This window comes from Flavobacterium luteum, assembly GCF_008806775.1.
Taxonomy (GTDB): Bacteria; Bacteroidota; Bacteroidia; order Flavobacteriales; family Flavobacteriaceae; genus Flavobacterium; species Flavobacterium luteum.
In genome coordinates this window covers 133,294-152,855 of record NZ_WAEM01000002.1, presented here as the reverse complement: position 1 = coordinate 152,855, position 19,562 = coordinate 133,294, and the positions used below count along the sequence as shown (strand labels likewise).

At 33.6% G+C, this 19,562-nt stretch carries 18 protein-coding genes; 8 read left to right on the top strand and 10 right to left on the bottom strand.

Features of this window, described 5'->3' with window-relative positions:
• Positions 1-50 precede the first annotated feature (50 nt).
• Together F6464_RS04460 and F6464_RS04455 are read left to right on the top strand one after the other, a co-directional pair.
• Positions 51-1,001, top strand: coding sequence for a GSCFA domain-containing protein (locus F6464_RS04460; RefSeq protein WP_151106607.1), 951 nt, complete (start codon positions 51-53; stop codon positions 999-1,001).
• 2 nt (positions 1,002-1,003) lie between these two features.
• Complete coding sequence (locus F6464_RS04455) at positions 1,004-1,624, top strand: DUF4230 domain-containing protein (protein ID WP_151106606.1); 621 nt, start codon at positions 1,004-1,006, stop codon at positions 1,622-1,624.
• Positions 1,625-1,629: 5 nt separating this feature from the next.
• On the opposite strand, the gene F6464_RS04450 is transcribed toward F6464_RS04455, so the two are convergent.
• Entirely contained in the window at positions 1,630-1,938 is a 309-nt protein-coding gene (locus tag F6464_RS04450) for a rhodanese-like domain-containing protein (RefSeq protein ID WP_151106605.1), read from the bottom strand.
• A 119-nt stretch (positions 1,939-2,057) separates the two neighbouring features.
• Here F6464_RS04450 and F6464_RS04445 point away from each other — a divergent pair, with 119 nt between their 5' ends.
• Entirely contained in the window at positions 2,058-2,810 is a 753-nt protein-coding gene (locus F6464_RS04445; RefSeq protein ID WP_151106604.1) for an enoyl-CoA hydratase/isomerase family protein, read from the top strand.
• 1 nt (position 2,811) lies between these two features.
• On the opposite strand, the gene F6464_RS04440 is transcribed toward F6464_RS04445, so the two are convergent.
• The 8 genes from F6464_RS04440 to F6464_RS14475 all read right to left on the bottom strand — a co-directional run bounded on the left by F6464_RS04440 (position 2,812) and on the right by F6464_RS14475 (position 13,400).
• The gene (locus F6464_RS04440) at positions 2,812-4,554 is read right to left on the bottom strand and encodes an aromatic amino acid hydroxylase (RefSeq protein ID WP_151106603.1); all 1,743 of its coding nucleotides are present in this window, start codon (positions 4,552-4,554) and stop codon (positions 2,812-2,814) included.
• Positions 4,555-4,677: 123 nt separating this feature from the next.
• Positions 4,678-6,156, bottom strand: a complete 1,479-nt coding sequence (gene ilvC, locus F6464_RS04435; RefSeq protein WP_151106602.1) for a ketol-acid reductoisomerase — start codon at positions 6,154-6,156, stop codon at positions 4,678-4,680.
• Between the two features lie 64 nt (positions 6,157-6,220).
• Positions 6,221-6,808 carry an acetolactate synthase small subunit gene (ilvN, locus tag F6464_RS04430; RefSeq protein ID WP_151106601.1) on the bottom strand — a complete coding sequence of 196 codons (588 nt, stop codon included), beginning with the start codon at positions 6,806-6,808 and terminating at the stop codon, positions 6,221-6,223.
• 10 nt (positions 6,809-6,818) lie between these two features.
• The gene (gene ilvB, locus F6464_RS04425; RefSeq protein ID WP_151106600.1) at positions 6,819-8,567 is read right to left on the bottom strand and encodes a biosynthetic-type acetolactate synthase large subunit; all 1,749 of its coding nucleotides are present in this window, start codon (positions 8,565-8,567) and stop codon (positions 6,819-6,821) included.
• A 12-nt stretch (positions 8,568-8,579) separates the two neighbouring features.
• Positions 8,580-10,259: a dihydroxy-acid dehydratase gene (ilvD, locus tag F6464_RS04420; RefSeq protein WP_151106599.1), complete on the bottom strand. Its 1,680-nt coding sequence runs from the start codon at positions 10,257-10,259 to the stop codon at positions 8,580-8,582.
• A gap of 329 nt (positions 10,260-10,588) precedes the next feature.
• Entirely contained in the window at positions 10,589-11,122 is a 534-nt protein-coding gene (locus F6464_RS04415) for a DUF4136 domain-containing protein (RefSeq protein WP_151106598.1), read from the bottom strand.
• Between the two features lie 65 nt (positions 11,123-11,187).
• Positions 11,188-13,170 carry a urocanate hydratase gene (locus F6464_RS04410; RefSeq protein WP_151106597.1) on the bottom strand — a complete coding sequence of 661 codons (1,983 nt, stop codon included), beginning with the start codon at positions 13,168-13,170 and terminating at the stop codon, positions 11,188-11,190.
• Positions 13,171-13,223: 53 nt separating this feature from the next.
• Positions 13,224-13,400 (bottom strand): DUF5522 domain-containing protein, encoded by a 177-nt coding sequence (locus tag F6464_RS14475; protein ID WP_191963321.1) that lies wholly within the window; start codon positions 13,398-13,400, stop codon positions 13,224-13,226.
• 27 nt (positions 13,401-13,427) lie between these two features.
• Here F6464_RS14475 and F6464_RS04405 point away from each other — a divergent pair, with 27 nt between their 5' ends.
• The 5 genes from F6464_RS04405 to hemL all read left to right on the top strand — a co-directional run bounded on the left by F6464_RS04405 (position 13,428) and on the right by hemL (position 18,988).
• Positions 13,428-13,754: a hypothetical protein gene (locus F6464_RS04405; protein WP_151106596.1), complete on the top strand. Its 327-nt coding sequence runs from the start codon at positions 13,428-13,430 to the stop codon at positions 13,752-13,754.
• Positions 13,755-13,943: 189 nt separating this feature from the next.
• Positions 13,944-15,818 carry a T9SS sorting signal type C domain-containing protein gene (locus F6464_RS04400; protein WP_151106595.1) on the top strand — a complete coding sequence of 625 codons (1,875 nt, stop codon included), beginning with the start codon at positions 13,944-13,946 and terminating at the stop codon, positions 15,816-15,818.
• A gap of 84 nt (positions 15,819-15,902) precedes the next feature.
• Entirely contained in the window at positions 15,903-16,808 is a 906-nt protein-coding gene (locus F6464_RS04395) for a 1-aminocyclopropane-1-carboxylate deaminase/D-cysteine desulfhydrase (protein WP_151106594.1), read from the top strand.
• Complete coding sequence (locus F6464_RS04390) at positions 16,801-17,697, top strand: glucosaminidase domain-containing protein (protein ID WP_151106593.1); 897 nt, start codon at positions 16,801-16,803, stop codon at positions 17,695-17,697. Before F6464_RS04395 ends, F6464_RS04390 begins: the two co-directional genes overlap by 8 nt.
• A 4-nt stretch (positions 17,698-17,701) precedes the next feature.
• Positions 17,702-18,988 (top strand): glutamate-1-semialdehyde 2,1-aminomutase, encoded by a 1,287-nt coding sequence (hemL, locus tag F6464_RS04385; protein ID WP_151106592.1) that lies wholly within the window; start codon positions 17,702-17,704, stop codon positions 18,986-18,988.
• A gap of 93 nt (positions 18,989-19,081) precedes the next feature.
• Here the strand turns inward: hemL and F6464_RS04380 are convergent, their stop codons facing one another.
• Positions 19,082-19,528, bottom strand: a complete 447-nt coding sequence (locus tag F6464_RS04380; protein ID WP_151106591.1) for a hypothetical protein — start codon at positions 19,526-19,528, stop codon at positions 19,082-19,084.
• Positions 19,529-19,562 lie beyond the last annotated feature (34 nt).

The following is a 19,562-nucleotide window of genomic DNA, read 5'->3' as shown; positions in this document are numbered from 1 at the left end:
CAAATTTATTTGATTGCTATTTTGTATTTTTGAAGGAAAATATATTCTAAATGAACTTCACAACCAAAGTTTCAATACCCGAAAGTCATATACCAATTGATTACAATTCCAATATTGTGTCTTTGGGTTCTTGTTTTGCGGAGAGTATGGCGGTGAAATTCGAGTATTTTAAATTTCAAAATATTGTTAATCCGTTTGGTATCATTTTTAATCCAGTTTCTATTGAAAAGGTAGTATCACGAGCAATTAATCACGAACAATTTACAGAGAAGGATATTTTCTTTCACAACGAACGTTGGCATTGTTACGAGGTACATTCGGATTTGAGCACAGAAAACAAGGAGGAATTTTTAAACACATTAAATTCCTTACAACAATCAACACATCAACACATAACTGAATCCACACATATAATCATTACGTTTGGAACCTCATGGATATATAAATTAAAAGCAACAAATGAAGCGGTTGCTAATTGTCATAAAGCGCCTCAAAATCAATTTGATAAAGAAATTTTATCTGTTGAAACAATCACAAAATCTATTCAAAATACAATAGATTTACTTCAAAAAACAAATCCAAATTGTACTATAATTTTCACCATCTCGCCAGTGCGTCACATTAAAGATGGTTTTGTAGAAAATCAACGCAGCAAAGCACACTTAATTACAGCGATTCATCAAATTATTCAGTATCCATTATCCATTGTCAATTATTTTCCTTCCTACGAAATTTTATTGGACGAACTTCGTGATTATCGGTTTTATGCCGAAGATATGTTACATCCCAGTCAAGTGGCGATTGATTATATCTGGGAGCGTTTTACTGAAACCTGGATTTCGGAATTGTCATATACTATGATGGCAGAAGTAGACAGCATTCAAAAGGGATTGGCGCATCGGCCTTTTAATCCAAATTCTGAAAGCCATATAAAATTTGCTGATAAACTTAAAATGAAAATAACTAAATTAGTTTCGGAATATCCTTTAATTAAATTTTAATTATGCAAAGAAGAATTTTACTTATAACCGGAATTTCACTAGCTGTTTTTTTACTATTCAAGTTTTGTGAGTTTAAAAAAGACGATACTTCAACTATAGATTACAACTCAAATCTAATTCAACAGCAAATTGTAAACGTTGGAAAGCTAATCGTTACCGAAGGTCATTTCTCTCAAGTATTGACCTATAAAGATCAAGACAAGTATTTCATGGACATGATTTCTTTCGAGAAAAAAGCTTTAATTATTGTCAATGCAGATGTAACCGTAGCCTATGATTTACGCAAGATGAAATACGATATTGATGAGAAAAACAAGATCATTACTATTTTAAAGATCCCAAAAGAAGAAATTAAAATCTCGCCAGACATTCAGTTTTATGATGTCGAACAGAGTAAATTGAATCCTTTTACAGGAGATGATTATAATAAAATCAATAAGTCGGTAAGAGCCAATCTTGCAAAAAAAATGGAGAAATCTTCACTGAAAAGAAACGCAAAAAATAGACTGGTGAGTGAACTTTCTAAAATATTAATTCTTACCAATACCATGGGTTGGACGCTTCAATATGAAGATAAAATCATTAAAAAGGATTCAGATTGGAATACTAAAATAAAAATGTAACTATTTTATAATTTACTTTTTAAACTTTGCCATCCACCACCGTTAATGACTTGAATTTTATTTTGTTTCAATAAAGAAGTTGCCTGTGCACTTCGCATTCCTGAAAGACAGCAAGCAATAATTGGTTTGTTCCACTTTTTGATTTCATCTATTTTGCTTTCTAGATTGTTCAAAGGGATGTTTTTAGCGTTCATAATATGACCACTATTAAATTCTGAAACACTTCTAACGTCAATAATTATAGCACCTTTTTTAATAAACTCTTGAATGCTGTTTTCTTTATTTCCAATACCTAAAAAATCGAATAATCCCATAATTTTATTTGTTTACGATGCAAATGTATTTTGATAAATAGAATTATTTTGTAACAAAAGTTACCTTGAACTAAAATAAATTCTATATTTGATATGACATCAATATCCAGACTACTACAATGACCGAAGCATATGTAAAACAGGACATCCAAAACGGAATTGCCACTATTGAGTTTTTTCACCCGGAACAAAACTCATTGCCAGCAAATTTGTTGTCTAAGCTAACAGAAACCATAACTAATGCAGGAATAGACAATACTGTAAAAGTAATTGTTCTTAAAAGTGGCGGAGACCGAACGTTTTGTGCTGGAGCCAGCCTTAAAGAATTGGTTCAGATAAACGATATAGATTCCGGTAAAGCATTTTTTTCTGGTTTTGCTAATGTTATAAATGCCATGCGTAAATGTCCGAAGTTTATTATTGGGCGCATACAAGGTAAAGCTGTTGGTGGTGGAGTAGGTATAGCAGCAGCAGCAGATTATTGTATGGCTACTCAATATGCTTCTATAAAATTAAGTGAATTCACAATTGGTATTGGACCTTTTGTAGTGAGTCCAGCAATTGAACGTAAAATAGGACTTTCGGCTTTATCTCAAATGACAATAAATGCAGCTCAATTTTTTGAGGCATCATGGGCAAGAGAGAAAGGGTTGTACGCTGTTGTTTATGAAAACAGTAATTTATTAGACGAAGCTATTTTAACTTTAGCAGAAAACATTCGAAATTACAATCCAGAAGCCATGCTTGAAGCAAAAAAAATGTTTTGGAATGGTACTGACTATTGGGATGTGCTTTTAGCGGAACGAGCGGCTATAAGTGGAAAATTAGTACTTTCAGATTTTACTAAAGAAACCTTGAAGAAGTTTAAATAAACTACAAAATCAGCTCGACTCCAGCCTTAATTAAAGGAGCTACTTCAGGACGATTTTGTTTTAAGATTTCCAAATGGTTCAAAACTAGCAATACTAATTCATTGTTTTTCTTTTTTTGTAATAGCTCTAAAATTTCAACGGAAAGCAACCAATCGTTAGGGTGATTGTTTTTTAGCATTTCAAAAATTGTATTTATCGAAAATTTACTTTTTTTTCCTTCACGAAGGTTTCTAATAGTTTGATATAAAAGCTCTAACTCTTCCCGTTCTTTAGTTATTTTTTGTTTTTTAGTATGACAGGATGAAATGGGAGTAATCAAGTCAAAACTATCAATGTCTGCCGGACCAGAGAAAGCAGAGATTACTTTTTTACCTACAGCCATGTCATAAGTTCCCCATTCCGGTTTAAACAGAGTGGTGTCGTTATGAGTTACCGTACAATTTGCAAAACGAATCAAAATGATATCACCCCGAAGATTTCGAGAACCCGTAATGATTTCTCCCGAAACGATGATATTTCCCTCGAATTCCAGAGTTACTTTTTCAGATTCATAAATATCATAAGCACGTAAATCTCTCGGACTCATATCTTCAATGGCCAGATTAATGCCTTTGAGTTTCCCTATTGGACTGCCAAAACCTTTAGAATGATAAAGTGTTCCATGTCCTACCAATTCTTTTTCTCGGTAGGATAAAGCTGTTTTTCCCGTAGTTTGAATATAAATGGGTTTGCCCTCATGTTCAATAACATTAGAAAACAACCCAGAAATTTGAATTCCAGTACTCAATTCAATAGTTCCTATAGCTTTCGAATGTATGAGTTTTTGAATGCCAAGCAATCCGCCTGTTCGCAAAGCCATTTTATGGGCAAACTCTTCCAAAACCATACTCAAATAAGCAAAATCAGGAGTAACATACAACTGAGGCTGGGGTTTTGTAATGTCAAAATTTTGAAAAGCTGCTGATATGTTGTAAGGAATTTTCTTTACATTATTGGTCATGCACCAAGCGCTTTCGCCAATAGAAGAAAGCAATCCAGCACCGTATATTTTAGGATTTTCAATAGTTCCTATTAATCCATATTCAACAGTCCACCAATGTAGATTTCTGATTTGTGCCATTTCCGACAATTCACCCATGTTGTTTTGTAAATCAGTCACTTTTTTTTCAGCTGCTTCAATTTCAGAATGTGGAGTATCTTCTGCCTCTTTCAAAATAGAAAGCAATCGAACGGCTTCATACATGTCAATATCGAGCGAAGAGGAAATAGCTTTACAGCCAATTTCACCAAAACGGCGTAAATATTCCGCATATTCAGGATTGGCAATAATAGGAGCGTGGCCAGCAGCTTCGTGAATAATGTCTGGTGCGGGAGTATATTCAATATGTTCTAGTTGCCGAATATCGGATGCAATTACTAAAACATTATACGCTTGAAATTCCATGAAAGCATTGGGAGGAATAAATCCGTCAACGGCTACGGCGGCCCAACCAATTTCTTTCAAAATTCGGTTCATGCCATACATGTTGGGAATGGAATCGATTTCTAGGCCTGTTTTTTTTAATCCTTCCAAATAGGAACTATGGGCAACGCTACTCAAATAGGAAACATTTCTGCGCATCACATAACGCCAAACGGCTTGGTTGATTGGAGTATAATCGGAATAAAGCTGAGGTTTAACAAACTGTTTCAGATGCTTGGGTAGTCGATCTAATAAAAGATTGCTTTCAATAGGAGTTTCCATAACGATGCACTAACTGTTAAGTAAATTTACAACTATTTGTTGTTTTTATGTTTGGTTAAACAAAAAAAACCGTAACATCACTGTTACGGTTTTAATAAAAAATATTTTTATAAGAATATTTACTTACTCCACAATTTTTTTCATGGCAGTCATAGCAGCACGAAGTTCAGCTCCACAAATTTCGATGGAGTGGTTGCGGATAGCCGCATTTACTTTTACCAATTCGAAATTGTCTACTTGTCCGTTGTTACTTGTATTGTAGTTTTTTCCAATGATGTTCGTCTCAACTGTTTTCATAAAGTCAGTCAAAAGCGGTTTACAAGCATGATCAAACAAATAACAACCGTATTCAGCTGTGTCAGAAATAACGCGATTCATTTCGAACAATTTCTTACGAGCAATTGTGTTAGCAATAAGTGGCGTTTCGTGTAACGATTCGTAGTAAGCCGATTCGTTTTTAATACCAGAACAAGTCATCGTTTCGTATGCCAATTCTACTCCTGATTTTACAAAAGCAACCATCAAAGTGGCATTGTCAAAATACTCTTGTTCTGAAATTTCAACGTTTCCAGCAGGTGTTTTTTCGAAATCAGTTTGGCCAGTAGCTTCACGCCAAGTCAACAAGTTTTTGTCTCCATTAGCCCAATCTTCCATCATTGTTTTAGAGAATTCGCCAGACAAAATATCATCCATGTGTTTCACAAACAACGGACGCATGATATCTTTTAATTCTTCTGAAATTTTGAAAGCTTCAATTTTTGCAGGATTAGAAAGGCGATCCATCATATTGGTAATACCGCCAATTTTTAAGGCTTCGGTAATTACCTCCCAGCCGTATTGCACTAATTTAGAGGCATATCCAGCATCAATTCCTTTTTCAACCATTTTATTGAAACTCAAAATAGAACCGGTTTGCAACAATCCACAAAGAATGGTTTGCTCTCCCATTAAATCTGATTTTACTTCAGCTACAAAAGAAGAAAGTAAAACTCCCGCTCTGTGCCCACCAGTTCCTACGCAATATGCTTTTGCAATTTCTAATCCGTCGCCATTTGGGTCGTTATCAGAGTGAACAGCAATTAGTGTTGGCACACCAAAACCACGTAAATATTCGTGACGCACTTCAGAAGCTGGCGATTTTGGAGCAATCATCACCACCGTTAAATCTTTACGGATTTGAGTTCCTTCTTCAACAATATTAAAACCGTGAGAATAAGACAGGCACGCCCCTTGTTTCATTAAAGGAACAATTTTGTTGATTACCGGTGTATGTTGTTTGTCTGGAGCTAAATTGGAAACCAAATCAGCAGTTGGAATTATTGTTTCGAAAGTTCCCACTTCAAAACCGTTTTCTATAGCATTAAGATACGACGCTCTTTTATTGTCAATAGCTTCTTGACGTAAAGCGTACGCTACATGAAGACCACTATCGCGCATGTTTTGACCTTGAGCCAATCCTTGAGCACCGCAACCTATGATTACAATTTTTTTTCCGATAAGTTTTTTAACACCATCTGCAAATTCGCTGCTTTGCATAAAATCACATTTTCCTAATTCCTGTACTTTAAGACGGTGTGGAAGTGAATTGAAATAATTTGCCATTTTTTTTGTTTTAATTTAAATATTTATTTGTCTATTGTCTTTGTTCTATTCTTTTTTTCGGCGACTACATTTGAAAGATCATACTTTTATGATTCAAAAATTCGTTGTTTATAGGTTTTTTTGTTGGATCATTTTTTTCCATATTTAGAACCCTTTTATGAACACCTTCACTCGATTTAATAATGGCTATGCGAGAACTTTTTACAAATTCGATTAAGCCGTATTTATCTAATTCTTTCAATAAATTATCAATTTCTTCATCTTGACCAGTAGTTTCAAAAACGGTGTAATCCTCCCGAATTACTACTGTTCTAGCTCCATATCTTCGTAGTAATCGTTCTACTTTTACTTCTTTCATGATTACAGAAGTTGGAACTTTATAGAGTGCTATTTGTTGCCAAATAATTTCATCATTTGTGTTGTAATTTACTTTGAAGACATCAACCATTTTTTCCATTTGTCGCGCCAAATTTTTAACAACAACTTCGGTTTCTTCTACAACAATGGTAAATCGATGAATATTGTCTATTTCGCTTGGAGAAGTATTTAAGCTTTCTAAATTAATCTTTCTTCTAGAAAACATGATTGCAATTCTATTGAGAAGGCCAACCTGATTTTCTGTATAAACGGTTAATGTATATTCCTGTTTCATTTTGATTATTTTAGATTTCTTCTTTGCTCAATACAATTTCAGCCACTCCTTTTCCTTGCGGAACCATAGGGAATACATTGTCTTCATGAATTACGGCAACTTCTAAAAGAAACGAACTTGGATGATCTAACATCTCTTTTACACTTTCTCTTAATTGCTCTCTTTCAGAAACGTGTTTTCCAGCGATGTTATAGGCATTTGCTACTTTCACAAAATCAGGGCTAGTGATGTCAGTATAGGAATATCTTTTTTCATGAAAAAGTTCTTGCCATTGGCGCACCATTCCTAAAAAGCTATTGTTAAGAATTAAGATTTTTACATTAGGTTGAAATTGCATAATGGTACCTAACTCTTGTAGGTTCATTTGCGCACCTCCATCACCCATTATAGCAACAACTTGTCTTTCTGGAGCTCCAAACTTGGCGCCAATAGCAGCTGGTAGGGCAAACCCCATTGTACCTAAGCCTCCACTAGTAACATTGCTTCGCTTGATATTTTGTTTTGTATACCGACAAGCGACCATTTGATGCTGTCCCACATCGGTTACAATAACAGCATCGCCACCTGTTAAGTCATTTAATACACTCATAACCTCACCCATAGTTAAACCACCTTCAGTTGGGTTCAACTCTTTCTGGATTACTGTTTTTTCTTCTTTTTCTCTTTTTTTATCAAATTCGGCAAACCATTCTGGATGCGATTTTTTTTCAATTAAAGCAGTAAGTAATGGTAATGTTTCTTTGCAATCGCCCCATACGGGTACGGTTGTTTGAACGTTTTTGTCTATTTCTGCAGGATCTATATCAAGATGTATGACTTTGGCTTGTTTGGCATATTTATCTAAACGTCCCGTAACACGATCGTCAAAACGCATCCCTACAGCAATTAACACATCACATTCGTTGGTTAAATAATTAGGGCCATAATTGCCATGCATTCCTAACATACCAACCGATAAAGGGTGGTCGGTAGGAATAGCACTCATTCCCATAATAGTCCAAGCTGTTGGAATTCCTGATTTTTCTATAAAATCAATAAATTCTTTTTCCGCATTTCCTAATAAAACGCCTTGCCCAAAAATGATGAATGGTTTTTTTGCTTGATTGATTATAGCGGCAGCTTTTTCTATATATTCTGGACGAACAATAGGTTTTGGTCTGTAACTTCTAATATGTATGCAAGGTCTATAGCCTATATAATCAAACAATTGCATTTGAGCATTCTTTGTTATATCGATTACAACTGGACCAGGACGACCACTTTTTGCTATAAAAAACGCTTTTGCTAAAATTTCAGGAATTTCTTTAGCATCAGTTACTTGATAATTCCATTTGGTAATAGGTGTAGTTATATTTATAATGTCAGTTTCCTGAAAAGCATCGGTACCCAAAAGATGAGCAAATACTTGGCCAGTAATACATACTAATGGAGTAGAATCGATAAGAGCATCTGCTAAACCGGTTACCAAATTAGTTGCGCCTGGACCACTTGTTGCAAAAACAACACCTGTTTTTCCGCTTACTCTGGCGTATCCTTGTGCGGCATGAATTGCGCCTTGCTCGTGACGCACTAGTATGTGATTTAACTTGTCACTAAAATCATATAGCGCATCATATATTGGCATAATCGCACCGCCAGGATATCCGAAGATAGTATCTACTTTTTCAGATAAAAGAGCATCAATTACAGCTAAACTTCCAGTTGTATTTACAACTTGTTTATTTGTGTTTTTTATATCAGAGCTTTGCAATATTTCCATTTTTTGTTGAATTTACGATTCATCTGTAACGCAACCTTCAGAAGCGTCTTTTACCAATTGAGCATATTTATAAAGAACTCCATTTGTTGCTTTAAGTTTAGGAGTTACAAATGATTTTCTTCTTTCTTTTAATTCTTCATCACTAATGTCAAGATGTATTTTGTTGTTTACTGCATCTAAAACTATAGTATCACCATCGTTTATAAATGCAATTGCTCCGCCATCATAAGCTTCGGGTGTAATATGACCAACAACGAATCCGTGTGTACCGCCACTGAATCTTCCATCGGTAATCAAAGCCACACTTTTTCCTAATCCGGCACCAATAATAGCTGATGTAGGCTTTAACATTTCGGGCATTCCCGGCCCCCCTTTAGGACCAACATAGCGAATAACTACAACATCACCAGCTTTTATTTTTTTATCTTCAATGCCTTGAATTAATTCTTTTTCGCCATCAAAAACTCTTGCAGGGCCAACAAATTTTTCTCCTTCTTTTCCAGTAATTTTAGCTACCGAGCCTTTCTCGGCTATATTACCATATAATATTTGAAGGTGTCCTGTTTCTTTAATTGGTTTTTCTATAGGACGTATAATGTTTTGATCTTCAAAATCAATGTCTTTAATATCCTTTAAATTTTCGGCTAGTGTTTTACCAGTTACTGTTATACAATTCCCGTGTAACATTCCTTTACTTAAAAGATATTTTAGAACCATTGGAACGCCGCCTTTTTCGTGCAAGTTTTGCATCAAATAATTTCCTCCTGGTTTAAAATCGGCAATTAAAGGTGTTTTGTCACTGATTCTTTGAAAATCATCGATTGTAATTTTAACACCTACACTTTTTGCCATGGCAATCATGTGAAGGACTGCATTTGTACTACCTCCAAGAGCAATCAGAGTGGTAAGAGCGTTTTCAAAAGCCTCAAAAGTCATAATGTCTTTTGGACAAATATTTTTTTCTAATAATATTTTTATATAATGTGAAGATTGTTTGCATTCTTCAATTTTTTCGTCACTAATAGCAGGATTAGAGCTAGAATAAGGAAGACTCATCCCGAGAGCTTCAATAGCAATTGCCATGGTATTCGCAGTATACATTCCGCCACAAGCACCAGCACCAGGGCAAGAATTTTTTACTATATTCTTGAAATCTTCGTCGGATATTTTTCCTGCAATTTTTTCACCTAAAGCTTCAAAAGCAGAAACTATATTTAAATCTTTTCCTTGATATTTTCCCGGAGCAATAGTTCCACCATACACCATTATTGACGGGCGGTTTAATCTTCCCATGGCTATTATAGCTCCAGGCATATTTTTGTCGCAACCGGGTACTGCAATAACAGCATCATAATAATGTCCCGCAACAACACTTTCTATACTGTCAGCAATTATTTCGCGACTAACCAATGAATATCGCATACCATCTGTTCCGTTTGTTATTCCGTCACTGATTCCAATTGTATTAAAAATAAGGCCGACCATTTCTGCAGCATTCACTTCGACTTTTATGTAAGATGCTAAATGATTGAGGTGCATGTTACAAGTATTTCCATCATAACCCATAGAAGCTATTCCTACAAAAGGTTGCGCTAATTTTTCTTCATCTAGTCCAATTCCGTAAAGCATAGCCTGAGAAGCAGGTTGAGTTGGATCTTGCGTTACAGTTTTGCTGTATCTATTTAATTCCATTTTTTTAATCTTTTATAACTATTTTTTATAGAGAATGCAAAACTAGTGTTTTTTTATGCTTTTTATTAAGTTGTTTTTTATGCTTTACAGTGTTAAACTCTATATAAATATTTGTAAAATACTGTATTTAAATGATTTATATTAAGATTTATTACGACGGTAAAATTTTTACCAGACTATTTTTCTTCTTGATTTTTCTGAAATCAATTTCAAACAAACTGTATTTTTTTTGCATTAATTTTTAAAATAAGGGATTTATAAAAACAAAATCCCAACTTTTTTGTAAAAGCTGGGAAAGTATTGAGGATTTTATAATTATGCTATTGCAATTATTTTTTGACAATTGGCGGATATAAAACTAAAATTTTAGATACGAAATTTTTAATATTTTCATCTTTTTTATTGGTGTCTCGCGTTAAATTGCCTATACCTTCACCTTGCCAAACGAGCTCTTTTTTCTTGGCATCAATTAAATCAATAATGAGAATGCCTTCAATTGTAGTAGAAACCATAGTGTTTGCTCCCCAATATGGATTCCAACCAAATCCCCAGCCATATCCCCATGCGCTATTAAATTGATTTACATCTATGCTTTTTTCTGCTTTTGTATTAATGTTTATGAGTAGATCAGGTGTTTCGCTTTTGGTTAGTCCTTTTGCAGACATTTCTTCATCAATAGAACGCAGAATTCTTTTTTTGTCAAAATCAGAAATTTCTACTTTATCTATGCCCGTTTTGTAAAAGGCATATGTTTTGTATGCTGAAAAATCTACATTTTTATCATAATCAGAATATACTCTTACGGAACTACATGAAGCCAGTAAAAATATCAAAAACAATAATAGTAAGTATTTCGTTTTCATGATTTTATAATAATTGAAGTTAATTAATATGCTACGTATGCAACGTCAATTTAAATTTAGTAAGTCTAGTCTAAAAACAAGGAATCATCAACTGCATTTGGAATCGTTACTTTAAGCAAAGGTTGTTTCTCCATGGCTCTTTTTATGGCAAAAATTGAGCCTTCATTTCTAGCCCAATTTCTTCTGGAGATTCCGTTGTTTACATCCCAAAAAAGCATTGATTCTAATCGTCTTGACGCTTCTTTTGAACCATCAAGAACCATACCAAATCCTCCATTTATTACTTCTCCCCAGCCAACGCCACCACCATTATGAATAGATACCCAAGTAGCACCTCTAAAACTATCTCCAATTACGTTTTGTATGGCCATATCGGCGGTAAACCGAGAGCCATCATATATATTTGAGGTTTCTCTAAAGGGAGAATCGGTTCCTGAAACGTCATGATGATCTCGCCCTAATATGATTGTTCCAATCTCATCATTTGCAATAGCTTTGTTAAATGCTTCCGCAATTTTAATTCTACCTTCAGCATCAGCATATAAAATCCGAGCTTGAGAACCTACAACTAGATTATTTGCAGAAGCTCCTTTAATCCATTTTATATTGTCTTGTATTTGTTGTTGTATTTCAGCAGGAGCGCTTTTTGCTATTTCTTCCATTACTTTACAAGCAATAGCATCTGTTTTTAGTAAGTCTTCTTGTTTACCAGATGCACAAACCCATCTAAAAGGGCCAAATCCAAAATCAAAACACATTGGTCCCATAATATCTTGCACATAACTTGGATATTTGAAGTCGATAGTATTTTCTGCCATAATATCAGCCCCTGCACGAGAAGCTTCTAATAAGAATGCATTGCCATAATCAAAAAAATAAGTCCCTCTAGATACATGTTTATTAATAGTAGCAACATGACGACGCAGGCTATCTTGAACTTTTTGTTTAAACAATTCGGGCTGTTTTGCCATCATTATATTAGCATCTTCAAAAGAAATTCCTGTTGGATAATAACCTCCAGCCCACGGATTGTGTAATGATGTTTGGTCTGAACCTAAATCGATTAGAATATTTTCTTCATAAAAACGTTCCCAAACTTCTACAACATTTCCTAAAAAAGCAATAGACACAGTTTCTTTATTAGCTTTTGCTAGTGCTACTCTTTTTACTAATTCTTCTAAATTAGAAATTACTTCATCAATCCAACCTTGATTGTAACGAATTTGAGTAATTTTTGCGTTAACCTCCGCACAAACCGTAATACAGCCTGCAATATTTCCTGCTTTTGGTTGCGCACCACTCATGCCTCCTAATCCTGAAGTTAGGAAAAGCCCACCAATTGGATTTTTTTTAATTTTTCTAAATGCGTTTAAGACAGTAATTGTGGTGCCATGAACTATTCCTTGCGGGCCAATGTACATATAGCTTCCTGCAGTCATTTGTCCGTATTGTGAAACACCAAGCGTATTGAATTTTTCTAAATCATCGGGTTTGGAATAATTAGGAATGACCATACCATTTGTAACTACTACTCTCGGAGCTTCTTTATGAGAAGGGAATAATCCCATAGGATGTCCTGAATACATAGATAAGGTTTGCTCGTCAGTCATTTCTGACAAGTATTTCATTGTTAGTAAATACTGTGCCCAGTTTTGAAAGACAGCTCCATTTCCTCCATAAGTAATTAATTCGTGAGGATGTTGTGCCACCGCATTGTCTAAATTATTTTGAATCATGAGCATAATTGCTTTGGCTTGCTCTGATTTTCCAGGATATTCAGAGATTGGTCTGGCATATATTTTATAATCAGGACGAAAGCGATACATATAAATGCGGCCGTAACTATTTAACTCTTCGGTAAATTCGATTAATAATTCTGAATGGTGTTTCGATTCAAAATAGCGTAAAGCATTTCTAAGTGCTAATTTTTTTTCTTCAACAGAGAGAATGTCTTTTCGTTTTGGAGCATGATTTATATTTAAATCATAAAGCTTAATTTTAGGTAAAATATTCGGGATTCCTTGAAGAATTTGCTCTTGAAAAGTCATGACTGGGTGTTCATTATTTTGTTTTTATTAAAGGAAAAGTATCCCAACATTGTTTATTTTTTTATGTCTCCAGTTTTTTTATCAAAACTATACGGACAATGTTTACAACCACTTTTACAACAATAGCCTCTTTTTAGATGGTATTTTTCAGTAAAACATTTATATCCTTCGGGAGTATAATAGAAATCTTCTGTGTCAACTGATATATTTTCGTTATTTTGCTCGTTCATATAACAAATTTATAAACTAAAAAGCTAATGTTGATTATTATTTCTAAATTTTTAATTCCGAGAGGGTTTAGAGGAATTACAATTTTTCCTTTTATAGTAATAAAAGAAGATTTAGACGCTAAAAATTTAGTTTTAATCAATCATGAAAAAATTCATATTAGACAGCAATTAGAAATGTTGGTTTTGCCATTTTATTTTATCTATGTGTTAGATTATTTGCTAAAAACAGTTCGATATAAAGATAAGAATATTGCATATAGAAATATTATTTTTGAAAAAGAGGCCTATTCAAATGAAAGAAACATAAATTATTTAAAGAAAAGAGCATTTTGGAATTGGCTAAGATATTTATAAGGAATATCCGTTAAATGAGAATATTACGAGACTTTTTTATAATCTTTTTCTTGCATAATTATGTTTGTAAAATCTTAAAAATCAGATGAAATACAAATTTTATGGATGAATAAACAAAAGTATCGATTTGTTTAAAAATAATAAAATCTACATATTTTTTTTGCTAACTTTGTGGCATATAGCATAATTATGAAAAAACTTATTTCTTATATATTTTTATTATTTGCATCACAAACAATAATTTCACAGCTTTATGTAAGTCCTAATAGCTATATGTATGTTGCAGATAACTATGTTTATGTGAATCAAGATGTAAATATTCAAAATACTGGAAACATTTACTTTAGAAATGAATCACAATTTTTACAAGGCACAACTGGTGTTTCAACAAATCAAGGAACAGGAAAATTATCGGTTTTTCAAGAAGGAACTGAGAATAATTATGCTTATAATTATTGGTGTTCTCCCATTGGAGATTTGGCTGGTCCAGGAAATGGACTTTTTGGAGTTTCAATGTTAAATAGACCAACTGATCTAACAGCAAGTGCTCCAGCAACGCTCATACCTACTTTAGACGGACTAGCAACAGACACAAGTTTATCTATCGCTTCACGTTGGGTTTTTAATTTTCTATCGAAAAATTCCTATTCTGGTTGGGTTCAAGTTGGCTCGGCTTCAACCATTCAAGCTGGCGTAGGTTTTACAATGAAAGGAATTGGTGGTTCGGACAATACAACCGTATTAGATGGTAGACTTCTATCAGGATTGCCTTCAGGGACAGGAATTCAAAATAATCCAGGATCTAAACAACGGTATGATTTTAGAGGTAAACCTAATGATGGTAATATCAACATAACTGTGGGTGCTGGTGGGCTACTTACATTAACCGGGAATCCTTATCCATCGGCTATTAATTTAAATATGTTTTTACATGAAAATAGTGTTGGAACGGGAGTTATTTCAGGAGCTGCTTATTTCTGGGAACACGACCCAAGTGTTAATTCTCATGTATTAGTTGCCTATAGAGGAGGTTATGGCGTTTATATTGCGAATGGATTAGATCCAATTTTAGATGTTGGAACGTATTCAGCAGCAACTTGGGTTTATTATAATGGAGACGGAACAATTAATCTTTCTCCACCATCAGCAAATACTACTGGAGGAACTTACACAAGAATGTTTTCTCCAATTGGTCAAGGTTTTATGATTGATGGTAGTACATTAGGTGGTACAGCAGTGATGAAAAATTCGTATCGGGTTTTTAGAAAAGAGGGTGTAGCTAATAATTCACAATTTCATAGAGGTTCAAAGCCAAGTGATTTTTGGGATGAAATACCAAATGTAGCTGGAATAGATTATAGCAAACATTCAAAAAAAGGATTACCTCAAATAAAAATTCACTCTATAGTAAATAATGATTTTGTTAAGCAAATGGTTTTGGCTTTTAATCCAAACGCAACCGATGGTTATGATATAGGGAAAGATGCAAAATCTGCCGATAAAAATTTAGCAAGTGATACTTATTTTCCTTTAGACAATAAAAACGAGTATGTTATAAGTACTTTGCCTTTTGATGTCGAGAAAAGAATTCCTTTTGCAGTTAAATGTAAAGCAAGAACGTCATTTAAATTTATGGTAGGAAGTTTGCTAAATTTTGATTTAACAGATGAGATCTACGTTTATGACAAAGTAACAGGTCTTTACCACGATATAAAAAATGGGTATTACGAAGTAACTTTAGATAGCGGTTCAGAAGACCGATTTGAAATTACATTTAAAAACGCATCTTTAAGCACAGAAGATTTGTCTAATATTAAAAGTTGTATGGTTTTTCAAGATAATGATTCTGAATTGTTAACGATTGATAATCCAAAATTATTGGATTTAAAAACATGTTCCATTTATGATATTTCAGGAAAATTAATCTTCAATACGAAACAATTAGGTTCTAATAATCGATATGCTTTCACATCTTCATCTTTTAGTGACGGTGTTTATGTTGTAAAATTGAATACCAAGGACAATCTAGTAATTACAAAAAAAATCATTATTTCCAAAAAATAACTATACCATAAATTTGAAATCAAATCTCCTCGAAAGGGAGATTTTTTTTGAAATATATCCTCCTTAATTACTTAATTTTGCGTTATGCAATCCATCAATCAAAAGATAGAATTTCCTTTTTCATCTAATTGTACCGTTTATATAAAAAGGGAAGATTTGATTCATCCAATAGTTTCAGGAAATAAATTCCGAAAATTAAAATACAATATTCTTCAAGCAAAAGGTGAAAACCAAACCAAACTACTCACTTTTGGGGGTGCCTTTTCTAATCATATTGCCGCTGTGGCTTATGCTGCAAAAAAAAATGGTTTTCAATCTATAGGAATTATTAGAGGTGATGAACTCGAATATAAAGTTAATGAAAACCCAACGTTATCATTTGCCCGAAATTGTGGTATGCAATTTGAGTTTGTTTCAAGAGAAATCTACAGAAAAAAATCGGAGCCTGATTTTATCGAAAATTTAAAAGAAAAACATGGTGATTTTTATCTTATTCCCGAAGGCGGTACCAATGAATTAGCGATTAAAGGATGTCAGGAAATTTTGAATGAAGATGATAATGCATTTGATTATATTTGTTGTTCAGTTGGAACTGGAGGGACAATTTCGGGAATTATAAATAGTACTAGTGAGCATCAAAAAGTTTTAGGATTCCCTGCTTTAAAAAGCGATTTTTTGAAAGATGAAATTTGTAAATTTGCAAAGAATAATAGATGGGATTTAATTTCCGATTATCATTTTGAAGGTTACGGTAAAATAAATGATGAGTTAGTTGCGTTTATAAATACATTTTACAAACAAACTAAAATTCCATTGGATTCCATTTATACAGGAAAAATGCTTTATGGCGTTTTCGATTTAATAAAAAAAGGATTTTTTCCTGTAAATTCTAATATTTTAGTCATTCATACTGGAGGAATTCAAGGAAACCAAGGAATGAATATTAAATTAAAAAATAAAAATTTACCATTAATTCAGTATCATGATTAATAAAATTATAATTTTTCTTTTTGTTATTATGATTGTTGGATGTTCTACACAACAACAACCAATAGTTAGAACAACCAAGCCTCCATATAAAAAACCAACTGCAGTAGTTGTAAATACACCTAAGAAGCCAGTTTATACAAAAAATGAAAGTACTGCAAAGCCTTCAACAACTAAACCCACTACAACTAACCAAAATACAAATCAGAATTCACAGTCAGAAATTCTAGAAGCTACCACACGAGTAAAAGTGACAACGGCTATGGTTTTAGACTATATTTCAAAATATAAGGATGTTGCCAAAAGTAATATGAAGCAGTATGGTATTCCGTCAAGCATCATTTTAGGTCAAGGTATTCTTGAATCGGGTGCTGGAACGGGACCTTTAAGCTCATTAGCCAACAACCATTTTGGTATTAAATGTCATAAAGAATGGACAGGACCAAGCGTTAAGTATGATGATGATTCGGCTCAAGAGTGTTTTAGGAAATATGAATTGCCTAGCGAATCCTATAAAGATCATGCTTTGTTTTTAACAAGTAGAGCTTGGTATTTACCTCTGTTTGATTTAGAAAAAGACGACTATAAACAATGGGCGATAGGGTTAAAAAAAGCAGGTTATGCCACAGACCCTAAATATCCTGAAAAATTAATCGGAATTATAGAACGGTATCAGTTAAGCAAATACGATTCAGAAGTTTTAGGAACTGAATATATTCCAATCAATACCAAAGACCAGATTTCGTTAAAATCTGATTTATATCAAGTTAGTCAAGGAGATACTTTATATTCTATTTCAAAAAAATTCAATTTAACTATTGAGGATTTAAAGAAAAAGAACAATATAGGCGAAAATACTATCTCAATTGGACAAAATCTTATAATCAAATAATTATATGTTATATAAAAGAAGCAGTCAGCTTTTTGCTGAGGCTGAAAAAGTAATTCCCGGAGGTGTAAACTCTCCTGTTCGTGCCTTTAAAGCAGTGGGTGGCACTCCCATTTTCGTCAAAAGTGCTAAAGGGGCTTATCTTTATGATGAGGACGGAAACCGATTGATAGATTATATTAATTCTTGGGGACCAATGGTTTTAGGTCATGCTTTTGAACCGGTTGTAGAATCGGTAATTAGTCGTGCTAAATTAGGAACTTCTTTCGGAATGCCTACAGCTTTAGAGACTGAGATTGCAGCTTTAGTAGTTGCTATGGTACCTAATATTGATAAGATACGTTTTGTAAATTCAGGTACAGAAGCGTGTATGAGTGCGATTCGTTTGGCTCGTGGATTTACAAAAAAAGATAAAATCATAAAATTTGCAGGTTGCTATCATGGACATTCCGATTCATTTTTGATTCAGGCTGGCAGCGGAGCGGTTACCTTTGGAACTCCAAATAGTCCGGGAGTTACAGCAGGAACTGCAAAAGATACTTTATTAGCTCGTTATAATGATTTAGAAAATGTTGCTCAATTAATTGAAGCGAATAAAAATGAAATTGCAGCAATTATTATAGAGCCCGTTGCGGGAAATATGGGATGTATTCCTCCAAAAGATGGGTTTTTAGAAGGATTGCGACAATTATGTACTGCTAATGATATTTTATTGATTTTTGATGAAGTCATGACGGGGTTTCGTTTGGCTAAAGGCGGTGTTCAGGAATTATATAACATTAAGGCCGACATTGTTTGCTTCGGAAAAGTAATTGGTGGAGGACTTCCAGTGGGTGCATTTGCTGCTAGTTCAGCAATTATGAATTATTTAGCTCCTATTGGTCCAGTATATCAAGCAGGAACATTGTCAGGGAATCCTTTGGCTATGGCAGCAGGGTTGGCCATGTTGCAGGCATTAAATAATGATGCTGCTGTTTTTCAGAGATTAGAAGATAAAACGGCTTATTTAGAAAACGGTATCCGAAAAGTGTTAACTGAAAATAAAGTAACTTTTACAATAAATAGAGTAGGCTCAATGATTTCTGTTCATTTTGATGAATCGTATGTTGTTGATTTTCAAAGTGCTGCTAGGGGAGACAATGAAACTTTTAAAAAATTCTTTCACGGATTATTGAATGAAGGAATTTATATTGCACCTTCTGCATATGAGACATGGTTTATAACTGATGCTTTAACATATGAAGATTTAGATTTTACCATTCAAGCTATTGATAAAGTATCGAAAACATTTTAGAAGCAAAAGCTTCCTTCTTTCTCTCCTTTGGGAAGGGGCGGGGTGAGAAAAAAAACTTCCGGTACCAGCCGGAAGTTCCAATAAATAACCTATTTAATCTTGTCTTTTACTTTGAGGTTTCCCTTTAGATTTACCTTGACGATTCTGTTGATGGTCTTCCTTTAATGAAGCCCATTTTTCAAATTGTTTTGCATTCAGAATTTTTTCCATTCTTTTTTTAGTAGCAATTTGTTCGTCCAACATTTTCATTTGCATTGCAAATCGTTCGTCATTAGTAAGTTTAACCTCTTTATCTTTTTTTGATTTCATTTCGGCCTTCATTGCTTCTTTTTTTGCTATTTTTTCCGAAATAATGGCACTCACTTCTTTCTGTTGAGAATCATTCAAATCCAATTCTAGTGTCATTTTTTTCAACATTAATTGGATTTGTTGTTCAGGAGAAAATTGTCCCATTTCATTTCCTTGCTGATTTCTGTTTTCTTCTTGCGCTATTATAGTAATACCAACTATTAATAATGCCAAAACAAATAATTTTTTCATAATAAATATTTTTTAAGTTTTAATAATAAGACCT